The organism is Streptomyces fulvorobeus (assembly GCF_013167895.1).
GTDB lineage: Bacteria > Actinomycetota > Actinomycetes > Streptomycetales > Streptomycetaceae > Streptomyces > Streptomyces fulvorobeus.
In genome coordinates this window covers 659,211-671,963 of record NZ_BLWC01000001.1, presented here as the reverse complement: position 1 = coordinate 671,963, position 12,753 = coordinate 659,211, and the positions used below count along the sequence as shown (strand labels likewise).

Here is a 12,753-nt window from a genome sequence, read left to right as displayed (position 1 = left end):
CTTGCCCCCAACTTGGCCGGAACGGCGCCGACATGCGACTGAGGAGGTCGGCCCCGGACAGATAGGGGAGGCGGATCGGGGGCGCGTGACGGCACCGCCCAGGGAGCCGGGAGCGGCCGGAAACCCCCATCCCCGCCCGGCAGGGCGTCACTTGTCAGTGGCGAGCGGTTTACTGACGGTATGACGACCGCACACCACCTCCGACTCATCGACGGGATGCGCGCCCGGGATTTCCCGTCGGAGCGCACCCCGGCGGGCTCGGGAGTCAGCGGGCCCGGCTACCACAGAGCGTTCCTGCACACCGACGAGCACTGGGGGAGCGGCGGGACGGAGCGTCTGGAGCACCGGGCGCAGTGCGTCGCCGAGCACGATGCGCTGCTCACGCTGCTGACCCTGCGATGGGGCGAGCCGGAGCTCGTCAGCCTGTGGAGCGCGCAGGCGCGGATGGCCGCCGGGGAGGAGATAGCCGAGCCCTGGGCTGATCCGGTGGCGAGCTGCGAGTACCTCCAGCTGTGGCGGATCGAGGAACGCTGGATAGCCCTAGGGCTGCACCAGCAGGACAGCGGACCGGGCTGCGAGCTGAGCGTGCTGGTCACGGTGGTCGACCCACCCTGACCGCGCCCGGCCCGTCCCCTCCACATCCCCGGAACCGGACGGCCGCACAGCAGGACCACGGACGCGGTGTCACAGGGCCGCAGCGCGCTCGTGGTCGGGCGGACCAGAAGCGCCGCGGTGCGCGGGCCGGCTCAGCTGTCGGCCAGGGACGGGCTGTCGCCGGACGCGGCGGCGCGGAGGCGGCCGTACTCCTCGGCCATCGTCCGCACGGTCCAGTGGGCGTTGAGCCCGCTGGGGTTGGGGAGGGCCCAGACGCGCGCCCCGCCGATCCTCCGCTCCTGCGGCCCGATCTGAGCGCGGCGCTCACCGAAGGCGGTGCGGTAGGCGGTGACGCCGACGACGGCCAGCCACTGCGGTTCCAGGTGCGCCACCTTCGCCGTCAGGATTCGACCGCCCTCGCGGAACTCCGCGGCGCTCAGTTCGTCGGCACGCGCGCTCGCTCGCGCCACGACGTTGGTGATGCCCAGGCCGTAACCCAACAGTTCGCCCTGGTCCGAGGGTTTCAGCCGCCCGGGTGTGAAGCCCGACAGATGGAGCACCGGCCAGAAGCGGTTGCCCGGGTGGGCGAAGTGGAAGCCGGTCGCAGCGGTCGTGAGGCTGGGGTTGATGCCGCAGAACAGCACGCGCAGACCGCCCGCGACCACATCGGGGACGATGCGGTCGCGGGCGGCCAGGAGTTCTTCAGGAGTCATCGAGTCATCCGGTGCCGTTGTCCGGCTGTCAGAGGATGGAGCCCGGGGTGTAACCCGCGGCCCCGGGGTGCTGCTCGGTGATCTCCTCGATCCGGGAGACCACGGCCGTGACCTGGTCGCCCGCCGCACCTGTGAAGGACAGCTTGTCGGCCATCAGCGCGTCCAGCTGCGCACGGTCCAGCGGGATGCGCTCGTCGGCGGCCAGCTTGTCCAGCAGTTCGTTGCGCTCCGCGCCCTGCTCCCGCATGGCGAGCGCGGAGGCGACGGCGTGCTCCTTGATCGCCTCGTGTGCCACCTCCCGGCCCACTCCGGCGCGTACCGCGCCCATGAGGACCTTGGTCGTGGCGAGGAACGGCAGGTAGCGGTCCAGCTCACGTGCGACGACCGCGGGGAACGCACCGAACTCGTCCAGTACCGTCAGGAACGTCTCCAGGAGGCCGTCGAACGCGAAGAACGCGTCCGGCAGGGCCACCCGGCGGACCACGGAGCAGGACACGTCGCCCTCGTTCCACTGGTCGCCCGCCAGCTCGCCCGTCATCGAGGCGTAACCGCGCAGGATCACCATCAGACCGTTGACACGCTCGCAGGAGCGGGTGTTCATCTTGTGCGGCATGGCGGACGAGCCGACCTGACCGGGCTTGAAGCCCTCGGTCACCAGTTCGTGGCCGGCCATCAGCCGTACGGTCTTCGCGACGGACGAGGGTGCGGCGGCCAGCTGGACGAGCGCGGTCACCACGTCGTAGTCGAGCGAGCGGGGATAGACCTGGCCGACCGAGGTGAACGCCTGGGCGAATCCGAGGTGCCCCGCGATGCGCTGCTCCAGGTCGGCGAGTTTCGCGGCGTCGCCGCCGAGCAGGTCCAGCATGTCCTGCGCGGTGCCGACGGGGCCCTTGATGCCGCGCAGCGGGTACCGGCCGAGGAGATCCTCCAGCCGTGCGTACGCCACCAGCATCTCGTCCGCGGCGGTCGCGAACCGCTTGCCGAGCGTCGTCGCCTGTGCGGCGACGTTGTGGGACCGGCCGGCCATGACCAGCTCGCGGTACTCACCCGACAGCTTGCCGAGCCGGGCCAGGACCGCCACCGTGCGGTCACGCATCAGTTCCAGCGAGAGCCGGATCTGAAGCTGCTCGACGTTCTCCGTGAGGTCCCGGGACGTCATGCCCTTGTGGACCTGCTCGTGGCCGGCGAGAGCGTTGAACTCCTCGATCCGGGCCTTCACGTCGTGCCGGGTGATCTTCTCGCGCTCGGCGATCGAGGCCAGGTCGACCTGGTCGAGTACGCGCTCGTAGTCGGCGAGGGCGGCGTCCGGCACCTCGATCCCGAGGTCCTTCTGAGCGCGCAGCACCGCCAGCCACAGCTGACGCTCCAGCTTCACCTTCTGCTCGGGGGACCAGAGGACGGCCAGCTCCGTGGAGGCGTAGCGGCCGGCCAGGACATTGGGGATACGAGGCTTCGCAGACACAGCAGTCACGTGTGCAGATTCTACTGGCGGTTCCTTCATGTCGGCGCCGCGGGTGGACTTGTCGGTTGCTACGAGAGATCCACCGCGGGCGAGGCCGCTGCGGAGGCGGAGGCGGGCACCGGTCCCCAGCGCCTCACGGGCCCCTGAGCGGTCAGCTGGAAGGCGGCTCGAACGGGAGCAGTTCGGCCCGCTTGGGCGGGCGGCCGTCACCGGACGACCTGCCCGTCAGCCGCCGTCCGATCCACGGCGCAAGATGCTGCCTCGCGAACCGCACGTCCTCGGCCCGCCGCACCACCCACCGGGGCGGCAGCGTCGCGGGCACCGGCGTGTGCCACTCGTGCTCCGCGGGGAGTCCCAGCGCCTGCCACACCGCCTCGGCGACCCGGCGGTGGCCCTCCGCGGTGAGATGCAGCCGGTCGACGTCCCACATCCGCGGGTCGCCCAGGGACGCCGCGCCGTACAGATCGACCACCAGCGCCCCGTGCCGGGCGGCCAGGTCGTCGATCAGGGAGAACAGCTCCTCCATCCGCGGCCGGAAGCGTTGCATCACCGGGCCGTTGCGCCCCGGGCTGCGCATGAGGACCAGCTGCCCGCAGGACGGCGCCAGCCGTTCGACGGCCTCCTCCAGCCTGGCCCGCACCAGGCCCATGTCGCACTTCGGCCGCAGGGTGTCGTTGAGCCCGCCCACGAGCGTGACGACGTCCGCCCGCATGGCCGCGGCGACGCCCACCTGTTCGTCGACGATCTGCCCGATCAGCTTCCCGCGCACGGCGAGGTTGGCGTACCGGAATCCGGGCGTACGGGCCGCGAGGCGGGCGGCCAGGACATCGGCCCAGCCGCGGTAGGAGCCGTCGGGGAGCAGGTCCGACATGCCCTCGGTGAAGGAGTCGCCGACCGCGACGAAGCTGGTGTAGGAGGCATTCATTTCCATGGCCCTGCGATATTACCGGGGTGCCGGCGGGGCTCAGCGCGCCTGCGGCCGGCCCACCAGCTCGCGCAGCACGTCCTCCATGGTGACGAGCCCGGCCAGCCGGTCGCTCTCGTCGACGACCACCGCCAGGTGCGTCCGGCTGCGCCGCAGCGCGGTCAGTACGTCGTCGAGCGGCGTCGAAGCGCGTACCCGCGCGATCGGGCGCATCGCCGTCACCGGGAACGGGACATCGCGCGGCGTCGCGTCCAGCGCGTCCTTCACATGGAGGTAGCCCAGGATGCGCGCCTCGCTGTCCATGACGGGGAAGCGCGAGAAGCCGGTTTGCGAAGCGAGCCCTTCCAGTTCCTCCGGCGTGGTCCCGACCCGGGTGGACACCACCCGGTCCACCGGCAGGACGACATCGCGGACCGGCCGGCGGCCCAGCTCCAGCGCGTGCCGGAGCCGCTCCGCCGAGCGGTCGTCGACCAGCCCGGCATCCCCGGCGTCCTTCACCAGCCGGGCCAGTTCGTCGTCGGAGAAGGTCGCGGACACCTCGTCCCTGGTCTCCACCCGCAACAGCTTGAGCAGCAGGTTCGCGAAGGCGTTGATGGTGAAGATCACCGGCCGCAGCCCTCTGGCGAACGCCACCAGCGGAGGACCGAGCAGCAGCGCGCTGCGGGCGGGTTCGGCGAGTGCGATGTTCTTCGGCACCATCTCGCCCAGGAGCATGTGGAGATACGTCGCCACCGACAGGGCGATCACGAAGGACAGCGGATGCACCAGTCCGTGCGGCACGCCCACCGCGTCGAACACGGGCTCCAGCAGATGCGCGATGGCGGGTTCGGCGACGATGCCCAGCACCAGCGTGCACAGGGTGATGCCCAGCTGCGCCGCCGCGAGCAGCGCCGACACGTGCTCGAGGCCCCAGATGACGCTGTGCGCACGCCGGTTGCCGGCGTCGGCCTGGGGCTCGATCTGACTGCGGCGTACGGAGATCATCGCGAACTCCGCACCGACGAAGAAGGCGTTGACGACAAGGGTCAGCAGACCGATGAGAAGCTGGACGGCGGTCATCGTTCGTCCTCCGTCAGCTGGGAAGAGGCGGCGTGTGGCGCGTGCAGGAGCGCCCGCGCGGCACGGCGTCCGGAGGCGTCCACCACGTCGATGCGCCAGCCGGTCAGGTCGACGGTGTCACCGACCTTCGGAATGCGTCCCACCTCGGCGGCGATCAGGCCGGCCAGGGTCTCGTAAGGCCCTTCAGGCACACGCAGCCCGATGGTCCTGAGCTGGTCGGTGCGTGCCGCGCCGTCCGCCGACCAGAGCGTGCGGCCGTCGGCGTCCTCACCGGCCGGGGCGAGGTCGGGCGTCTCGTGCGGATCGTGTTCGTCGCGGACTTCGCCGACGACCTCCTCCACGATGTCCTCCAGCGTGACGACGCCCGCCGTGCCGCCGTACTCGTCGATGACGACAGCCATGGCCAGCTTGCCGGACAGCCGGTCGAGCAGCCGGTCAACGGTGAGCGTTTCCGGTACGAGCAAGGGCTCCCGCAGTATGTCCGTGACCCGTTTGCGGGGTCGTTCCCCGGCGGGGATCGCCAGCACGTCCTTGATGTGAGCGACCCCGACGACCGAGTCGAGGCTGCCCCGGTAGACGGGGAAGCGGGAGAGCCCGGTCGCGCGCGTCGCGTTGGCGACGTCCTCGGCGGTGGCCTGCACCTCGAGCGCGGTCACCTGGACGCGCGGGGTCATCACGTTCTCGGCGGTCAGCTCGGAGAGATTCAGGGTGCGTACGAACAGTTCGGCGGTGTCCGCCTCCAGCGCGCCCTCCTTCGCGGAGTGGCGCGCCAGGGCCACCAGTTCCTGAGGGCTGCGCGCGGAGGCGAGCTCCTCGGCCGGTTCGAGCCCGAAACGGCGCAGGATGCGGTTGGCCGTGTTGTTGAGGTGGCTGATGAACGGGCGGAACACGGCGGTGAACACCCGCTGCGGGGTCGCCACCCGCTTCGCCACGGCCAGAGGGGAGGAGATCGCCCAGTTCTTAGGGACGAGTTCACCGACGACCATCAGGACCACGGTGGACAGGGCGGTGCCGATCACCAGAGCCACAGATGACGCCACGCCGGGGGAGGCGCCCAGGGCCTCCAGCGGCCCGCGGATCAGTTCGGCGACGGACGGCTCGGCGAGCATGCCGACCACCAGGTTGGTGACCGTGATGCCGAGCTGTGCGCCGGACAGCTGGAACGTGAGGCCGCGTACGGCCTTGAGGGCGCTCGCCGCCCCCCGCTCCCCTCGGTCGACGGCGCGTTCGAGTTCGCCGCGCTCGACCGTGGTCAGAGAGAACTCCGCCGCCACGAAGGCCCCGCACGCGAGCGAGAGCAGTACCGCCACCAGGAGCAGAAGCACTTCGGTCATCGGTTCACCTCCGTCCCATGATCGGGCAGGGGCAGAGGGACCGCGCGGCGGACGTGATGCCGGCTACTGGGAGGCTCGCCCATGGGCGGACGCTCACACCTTTCGTGGGGGGCGGTGGGTGACAGAACATCGTAAGGCCCGCCGGGGCCGGCCGTCAGCCGAGTGGGGGAACGGGGTACGCCGGGCGTGTCGCACCGCCTTCCGGACTGTGCGGGTCGGTGAACCGCTCCTCCGCCGTTTCCCGGAGGGCGGCGGCGATGCCGCGGCGCCGGGCGGCCGGGACGCACCGCGAGCCGGTACAGAGGGCACCGCATGCCGTCGAAGCCCACGATGACGGTGCCGACGAGGATGCCGTCCAGCTCCGCGAGGATCAACGCCCCGGGATCGCGCCCGGTCGGTCGCCGGCAGGCCCCGCGACTGACCGGCGGCGGGGGCGGTCGCGTACCGCACACGCGTGTACGGGGCACCGTATGGCTTGCCCTTGCCGACGCTAGCGGAGAGGCGCTAGCGTGATGAGGTGCCCAAGACTCAGCTGAACGTACGAGTGGACGAGGCCACCGCCGAGGCCGCGCGGCAGCGCGCGCTCCAGAGGGGGATGAGCGTGAACCGCTACATAGAGGAACTCGTGAAGCAGGACGCGGGCGAGGTGGGACACACCTTCGTCGAAGCCGCGGCCGACTTCATGAAGCAGTACGAGTCGGTTTTCGCGGAGGAGTTCGGCACGGAGGGCGAACGAGCCCGTTGAACGTGAGGATCGACCTCTCCTGGCTGCTGATGGTGGCCGAGCACAGGACGCCCGGTGATCCGCAGGTCGTCGACTGGGGCGCCCTGGTCGCGGCCGTGAGCCGCCATGAGGCGGAGATCTTCGGCAGCCCCGTCTACAGCGACCCGCACTCCCGGGCCGCTTCCCTTCTCCAGCTTCTGCTGCACGTTCCCGCGCTCGAACACTCCAACGCGATGTTCGCCTCCGCCGTCGCCTACGGCTATCTCGTCGCCTCCGGTCTGAAGGTCATCACCTCCCCGGAACAGGTGCGTGATCTCGCCCGGCTGGTGAAGGAGGGCAAGGCGGACGTCAGGGTCATCGCCGACGAGCTGCGCCAGTGGAGCGGGTGATCGGCGCCGCCCCTTGCGAGGCCCCGGCAGGCAGGCGTGGGGCTGCCCGGTGCGCATCATCGCCGGAGGACAGGCGTGCCCCAGCGGTCCGTCTCCCGGACGGACGGCGGCGGGACCGTCGCCCTCCGGATCGTCGCCGTCCGGATCGGCGGGAACCGCCCGACGCGTCGCGGGCCCTCGCCGGCCAGCCGGCCTGAGGCGGGCCGAGCGAGGGCTGACACCTCAGATGACGTCCGGGAACGGCCGGCGTGCCACGCCCAGGACACACGGGGAGGAGGGGAGCCGCAGCCCCTTCTCCGGAATGCGCAGCCTGCGGTACGTCCCCAGCTCGAAACCGGCCGCCTCCACAGCGGCAAGGGTGTCCCGCGCCGTGTGACATCCACCGAACAGCAGCGGCCAGACCGTACGGTCCACCACGCGCTGCGCCGTCGCCAGACCACGGTCCGGGGCGAGCCCGTGCTCGAAGAAGCGCAGTTCACCGCCGGGCCGCAGGACCCGCCTGATCTCCGCCAGGGCCCGCGGCAGGTTCCGCACGGTGCACAGGACCAGGGAGGCCACGGCCGCGTCGAAGGCTTCGCTCTTCACCGGCAGCGCCTCCGCCGTACCGGGCACCACGTCCACCGGGACCTCGGCCCTCAGCCCCGCGCCGACCGCCAGTTTCCGCAGGCTCCGCTCGGGCTCGATCGCCACCACCTCGGACACGGCCGCGGGATAGTGCGCGAAGTTCAGGCCGTTGCCCGCACCGATCTCGATCACCCGGCCCGACAGGCCGGTCAGCAGTTCGGTGCGGTAGGCGGCGACCCCGCCCCGTTCGTCGGCGGCCACACTCATCCGCGCGTAGAACCGGGCGAAGACGGGGTGGTGCACCGCGTCGCGCGGGGTCTTCGTGCTGCGCAGCTGCATGACGGCCTCCTCGAAGAACACGTACGGCTCCCTCGATTCCTTCCCCCTACCGGCCGCCTTCTCCCCTGCACACGACCGCTCAGCCGGTCTTCACACCTTCCGGTGACCGCCGAGCTCTGCGGTCAGCCAACCCGCCGCCCGCGTACGGAAATCCGAAGGTGCCAGCGCTCCGGCACCGGCCGGGACCACCCCCAGCAGGGGTGCGCCCGCGGCGACCGGAAGGTCACCGAGATTGCACCGGGCGGCGAGATCAGGCGCCGCGGGCATACTGCCCACCACCACGCCCAGGCACGCCAGGCCCCGGCTCCGCAGTGCTTCCGAGGTCAGCGCGGTGGCATTGAGCGTTCCGAGCCCCGCGGGCGTCACCACGACCACCGGCGCGCCCAGCAGCCGTGCCGCGTCCGCGAGTGTGGAACCCTCGTCGTCGAAGCGTACGAGCAGTCCGCCCGCCCCCTCGATCAGCACCAGATCGTGGTCGGCCGCCAGTTTCTCCGCGGCCTCGGCCACCTCGTACGGACGCACCGGTGCCAGACCGGCCCGGCGCGCGGCCGTCGCCGGGGCCAACGGGTCCGGGTAACGGGCCAGTTCGACCGGGGTGACATGACCGCCGGCGAGCCGCACCACCTCGGCGGCGTCCCCGGGCTCGCCCGGGGCCAGGCCGGTCTGGGCGGGCTTGAGCACGGCGACCGAGCGGTCCCGCGCCACCGCGGCGATCGCCGCGGTCACCACCGTCTTGCCGATCTCGGTGCCGGTCCCCGTCACCACCAGAATCGTCATCTCAGCCCTCCCTCGCCGCCGCGCACACGGCGCGGCAGATCCGCGCCACGTCGTCATCACCTGTCACATAGGGCGGCATGGTGTAGACGAGGTCGCGGAACGGCCGCAGCCAGACCCCTTCCCGTACCGCCGCCCGGGTCGCGGCCTCCATGTCCACCTCGTGATCGAGCTGTACGACGCCGATGGCGCCCAGCACCCGGACCTCGCGGACCCCGGGCAGGCCCGCCGCCTCGGCGAGACCGGCCCGCAGCCCGGCGCCGATCCGCTTGACCTCCTGCTCCCAGTCCTGGCCCAGCAGGAGGTCGATCGAGGCGCAGGCCACCGCGGCGGCGAGCGGATTGCCCATGAACGTCGGACCGTGCGCCAGCACGGGCACCTCGCCGCTGGAGATGCCCTCGGCAACCCGGGAGGTGCACAGCGTCGCCGCCATGGTGAGATAGCCGCCGGTCAGAGCCTTGCCGACACACATGACGTCCGGCGAGACACCGGCATGCCCGGCCGCGAACAGCCGGCCCGTACGCCCGAAACCCGTCGCGATCTCGTCGAACACCAGCAGGACGTCGTGCGCGTCGCACGCCTCCCGCAGCACCCGGAGATACGCGGGTGAGTGGAACCGCATGCCTCCCGCCCCCTGCACCACCGGCTCGACGATCACGGCGGCCAGCTCGTGGGCGTGGTCCGCGATCAGCTCGCGCAGATGCGTGACGTAGGCGTCGTCGGGCTCCGCGTCGAAGCCGTCCGGCGGCCGATCCGCGAAGACCTGCCGGGGCAGGGCTCCCGACCACAGCTCGTGCATCCCGCCCTCGGGGTCGCACACCGACATCGGCTGCCAGGTGTCCCCGTGGTAGCCGCCGCGCCAGGTCAGCAGCCGCTGCTTGGCCGGCTCCCCGGCCGAACGCCAGAACTGCAGGCACATCTTGACGGCCACCTCGACCGAGACCGAACCGGAGTCGGCGAGGAACACGTGCCGCAACGGCTCCGGGGTGATCTCCACCAGCCGCGTCGCCAGCCGCACGGCGGGCTCATGGGTGAGCCCGCCGAACATCACATGGCTCATCCGGTCCAGCTGACCGCGCGCCGCCTCGTTGAGGACCGGGTGGTTGTACCCGTGCACCGCGGACCACCACGAGGACATGCCGTCCACCAGCTCGCGCTGTCCGTACGCCTCCTCGGCGAGCCGGAGCCTCACCCCGGAAGCGGACTCCACGACCAGCGGTTCCTGACGGCCGGGCATCGGGCCGTAGGGGTGCCAGACGTGGGCCCGGTCCAGGGCGCGCAGGTCGGCGGGGGAGAGCGGCTCAGGCATTGGGCGCGAGACCGGTGCCGGCGCCGCGACGGCGCACCGCCACCAGGTCCGTGCGCGCGGCCGGTACCCCGGCGCCGTCCCCGGCCGGCTCCCCGGCGGTGTCGCCGCGGGGCGCGCAGCCTCCTTCGTGCGAGCCGCAGCCACCGCCCGCCTGCGTACGGTGCCCGGGCAGCGTCGTCGTACCCGCGCCCTCCACCTCGAAACCGGCGTCCGCGATCATGTCCAGGTCGGTCTGGCCGGCCTGTCCCTCGCTGGTCAGGTAGTCACCCAGGAAGATCGAGTTGACCAGGTGGAGGGCGAGCGGCTGCATCGAGCGCAGATGGACCTCGCGCCCGCCCGCGAGCCGCACCTCGACGTCCGGGCACACGAACCGGACCATCGCGAGAACACGCAGGCAGCGCTGCGGGGTGAGGTTCCACTCCTTGGCGAGCGGGGTGCCCTCGAACGGGATGAGGAAGTTGACCGGGACGGAGTCCGGGTCGAGCTCGCGCAGCGCGAAGACGACGTCGACGAGGTCCTCGTCGCTCTCACCCATGCCGGCGATCAGCCCGGAGCAGGCGGACAGTCCGGCGGCCTGCGCCTGGTGCACGGTCTCCACCCGGTCCGCGTAGGTGTGCGTGGTGGTGATCTGCCCGTACGTGCCCTCGGACGTGTTGAGGTTGTGGTTGTACGCGTCGGCGCCGGCCGAGCGCAGCCGCTCCGCCTGCCCGTCGGAGAGCAGACCGAGGCAGGCGCAGACCTCGACGCCCTCGTTCTGTCCCTTGATCGCCTCGATGGTCTGCGACACCCGGTCGACGTCGCGGTCCGTCGGGCCGCGGCCGCTCGCCACCAGGCAGACCCGCTTCGCGCCGCCCGCCACCCCGGCGGCGGCCGCCTTGGACGCCTCGTCCGGCTTCAGCCAGGTGTACTTGAGGATCTCCGCCTTCGACCCGAGCCGCTGCGAGCAGTACGAGCAGTCCTCGGGGCACAGTCCGGACTTGAGGTTGACCAGATAGTTCAGCTTCACGCGTCGTCCGAACCACTGCCGGCGCACCCGGCCCGCGGCCGCCACCACGTCGAGCAGTTCGTCGTCGGAGGTCGCCAGCACGGCGAGCGCTTCTTCACGGGTCGGCAGTTCGCGCCGCAGCCCCTTGTCCACCAGCGTGTTCAGCAGGTCCATGGCGATGATCCTGGCGTACGGCACCGCCATCGGCCAAGGAGGAACCAGACAGAAGAGGCGGTGAAGGGTGTGGGTATTGCCACACCCTGACCCGCTGCGACCGCGGCTAGGGTCTGTGAGCTGCCTACAAAAGGGACCACTCCATGTCCTTCGCCCCGTTCGACTGGATCGACGACGAGGCCCGCCGCCGGGCCGCCGCGGGACTCGTCCGCACACTGCGGCCGCGCCCCGCCGAGACGGAACTGCTGGATCTGGCGAGCAACGACTACCTGGGCCTCTCCCGGCACCCGGAGGTCACCGCCGCCGCCGCCGGAGCGGCACGGCGTTGGGGTGCGGGCGCCACCGGGTCGCGGCTCGTCACGGGCAGCACCACCCTGCACGCCGAGCTCGAACGCGAACTGGCGGAGTTCTGCGGCTTCGAGGCGGCGCTTGTGCTCTCCTCCGGTTACGCGGCCAACCTGGCCGCCCTCACCGCGCTCTCGGGCCACGGCTCCCTGATCGTCTCCGACGCGGGCAACCACGCGTCGATCGTCGACGGCTGCCGGCTCTCCCGGGCCGCGACGGCCGTGGTGCCGCACGCGCAGCCCGAAGCCGTGCGCAAGGCCCTGCACGCACACGGCGGACGGGCGCTGGCGGTGACCGACTCGGTCTTCTCGGTGGACGGCGACGCCGCTCCGCTGACCGAACTCGCGGCGGCGTGCCGGGCCGAGGGCGCCGCACTGCTGGTCGACGACGCGCACGGGCTCGGCGTCCTCGGGGAGGGCGGACGCGGCGCGCTCGCCGCCGTGGGGCTCGCGGGCGGCGAGGGGATCGTCGCCACGCTCACCCTGTCCAAGTCCCTGGGCAGCCAGGGCGGGGCGGTCCTGGGCCCGGCCCGGGTCATCGACCACCTGGTCAACACGGCCCGTACGTTCATCTTCGACACCGGACTCGCCCCCGCGGCGGCCGGCGGTGCCCTGGGCGCACTGGGCCTGCTGCGGCGCGAACCGGAAAGGGCCGGCCGGGCCCGTGCGGTGGCCACGGCCCTGTACGCACGGCTGACCGCGGCCGGACTCACCGCGGCCCGCCCTGACGCGGCGGTGGTCGCCGTCAGGGCACCGTCCGCGGACACGGCGGTGCGCTGGGCGGCCGACTGCCGGACGGCCGGGATCGCGGTGGGCTGCTTCCGGCCCCCGTCGGTACCGGACGGGATCTCACGGCTGCGGCTGACCGCGCGGGCCGACCTGACGCCGGAACAGGTCTCGGCCGCGGTGGCCACGATCGTACGGACCGCTCCCGAAGGGGCGTCGGCTCAGCCCGGCTGAGCCGCGGCCCGTGGGCCCGGTCACGGGGGCGGATGCGGCGCCCGCCCATGTTCGTTCCTCCGGGGCGGAGTTCACCGCTTCGGGCGACAGATACCCGCATATCT

Annotated in this window: 13 protein-coding genes and 1 pseudogene; 4 read left to right on the top strand and 10 right to left on the bottom strand. The window is 72.0% G+C overall.

All coding sequences use genetic code 11. From position 1 onward, the window contains the following. Positions 1 to 180 precede the first annotated feature (180 nt). The gene (locus Sfulv_RS02880; RefSeq protein ID WP_173310961.1) at positions 181 to 615 is read left to right on the top strand and encodes a hypothetical protein; all 435 of its coding nucleotides are present in this window, start codon (positions 181 to 183) and stop codon (positions 613 to 615) included. A 131-nt stretch (positions 616 to 746) separates the two neighbouring features. Here the strand turns inward: Sfulv_RS02880 and mug are convergent, their stop codons facing one another. From mug to Sfulv_RS30080, 6 genes and pseudogenes are all read right to left on the bottom strand, one after another. Further along, positions 747 to 1,307 carry a G/U mismatch-specific DNA glycosylase gene (gene mug / locus Sfulv_RS02875; protein ID WP_173310959.1) on the bottom strand — a complete coding sequence of 187 codons (561 nt, stop codon included), beginning with the start codon at positions 1,305 to 1,307 and terminating at the stop codon, positions 747 to 749. A 28-nt stretch (positions 1,308 to 1,335) separates the two neighbouring features. After that, positions 1,336 to 2,778 carry an adenylosuccinate lyase gene (gene purB, locus Sfulv_RS02870; RefSeq protein WP_173310957.1) on the bottom strand — a complete coding sequence of 481 codons (1,443 nt, stop codon included), beginning with the start codon at positions 2,776 to 2,778 and terminating at the stop codon, positions 1,336 to 1,338. A gap of 142 nt (positions 2,779 to 2,920) precedes the next feature. Then, positions 2,921 to 3,700, bottom strand: a complete 780-nt coding sequence (locus Sfulv_RS02865; protein ID WP_173310955.1) for an SGNH/GDSL hydrolase family protein — start codon at positions 3,698 to 3,700, stop codon at positions 2,921 to 2,923. 33 nt (positions 3,701 to 3,733) lie between these two features. Beyond that, positions 3,734 to 4,753: a hemolysin family protein gene (locus Sfulv_RS02860; RefSeq protein ID WP_173310953.1), complete on the bottom strand. Its 1,020-nt coding sequence runs from the start codon at positions 4,751 to 4,753 to the stop codon at positions 3,734 to 3,736. Then, on the bottom strand, positions 4,750 to 6,087 hold the full coding sequence (locus Sfulv_RS02855; protein ID WP_173310951.1) for a hemolysin family protein: 1,338 nt from the start codon (positions 6,085 to 6,087) through the stop codon (positions 4,750 to 4,752). Before Sfulv_RS02855 ends, Sfulv_RS02860 begins: the two co-directional genes overlap by 4 nt. A 220-nt stretch (positions 6,088 to 6,307) precedes the next feature. Beyond that, positions 6,308 to 6,482: pseudogene (locus Sfulv_RS30080) on the bottom strand (GNAT family N-acetyltransferase); the annotation flags it as partial. Positions 6,483 to 6,604: 122 nt separating this feature from the next. On the opposite strand from Sfulv_RS30080, the gene Sfulv_RS02850 reads away from it, so the two are divergent. Together Sfulv_RS02850 and Sfulv_RS02845 are read left to right on the top strand one after the other, a co-directional pair. Then, positions 6,605 to 6,832 carry an antitoxin gene (locus Sfulv_RS02850; RefSeq protein WP_173310949.1) on the top strand — a complete coding sequence of 76 codons (228 nt, stop codon included), beginning with the start codon at positions 6,605 to 6,607 and terminating at the stop codon, positions 6,830 to 6,832. Then, positions 6,829 to 7,200: a fic family toxin-antitoxin system, toxin component gene (locus tag Sfulv_RS02845; RefSeq protein WP_173310947.1), complete on the top strand. Its 372-nt coding sequence runs from the start codon at positions 6,829 to 6,831 to the stop codon at positions 7,198 to 7,200. The genes Sfulv_RS02850 and Sfulv_RS02845 overlap by 4 nt, the downstream gene beginning before the upstream one ends. Positions 7,201 to 7,422: 222 nt before the next feature. Here the strand turns inward: Sfulv_RS02845 and Sfulv_RS02840 are convergent, their stop codons facing one another. The 4 genes from Sfulv_RS02840 to bioB form a co-directional block, all read right to left on the bottom strand. Beyond that, entirely contained in the window at positions 7,423 to 8,103 is a 681-nt protein-coding gene (locus Sfulv_RS02840; RefSeq protein ID WP_173317546.1) for a class I SAM-dependent methyltransferase, read from the bottom strand. Between the two features lie 90 nt (positions 8,104 to 8,193). Then, positions 8,194 to 8,880 (bottom strand): dethiobiotin synthase, encoded by a 687-nt coding sequence (gene bioD, locus Sfulv_RS02835; RefSeq protein WP_173310945.1) that lies wholly within the window; start codon positions 8,878 to 8,880, stop codon positions 8,194 to 8,196. Position 8,881: 1 nt separating this feature from the next. Then, positions 8,882 to 10,186, bottom strand: coding sequence for an adenosylmethionine--8-amino-7-oxononanoate transaminase (locus Sfulv_RS02830; protein ID WP_173310943.1), 1,305 nt, complete (start codon positions 10,184 to 10,186; stop codon positions 8,882 to 8,884). Next, positions 10,179 to 11,345 (bottom strand): biotin synthase BioB, encoded by a 1,167-nt coding sequence (gene bioB / locus Sfulv_RS02825; protein WP_173317544.1) that lies wholly within the window; start codon positions 11,343 to 11,345, stop codon positions 10,179 to 10,181. Before bioB ends, Sfulv_RS02830 begins: the two co-directional genes overlap by 8 nt. A gap of 143 nt (positions 11,346 to 11,488) precedes the next feature. On the opposite strand from bioB, the gene Sfulv_RS02820 reads away from it, so the two are divergent. Continuing rightward, positions 11,489 to 12,649 carry an 8-amino-7-oxononanoate synthase gene (locus Sfulv_RS02820; RefSeq protein WP_173310941.1) on the top strand — a complete coding sequence of 387 codons (1,161 nt, stop codon included), beginning with the start codon at positions 11,489 to 11,491 and terminating at the stop codon, positions 12,647 to 12,649. Positions 12,650 to 12,753 lie beyond the last annotated feature (104 nt).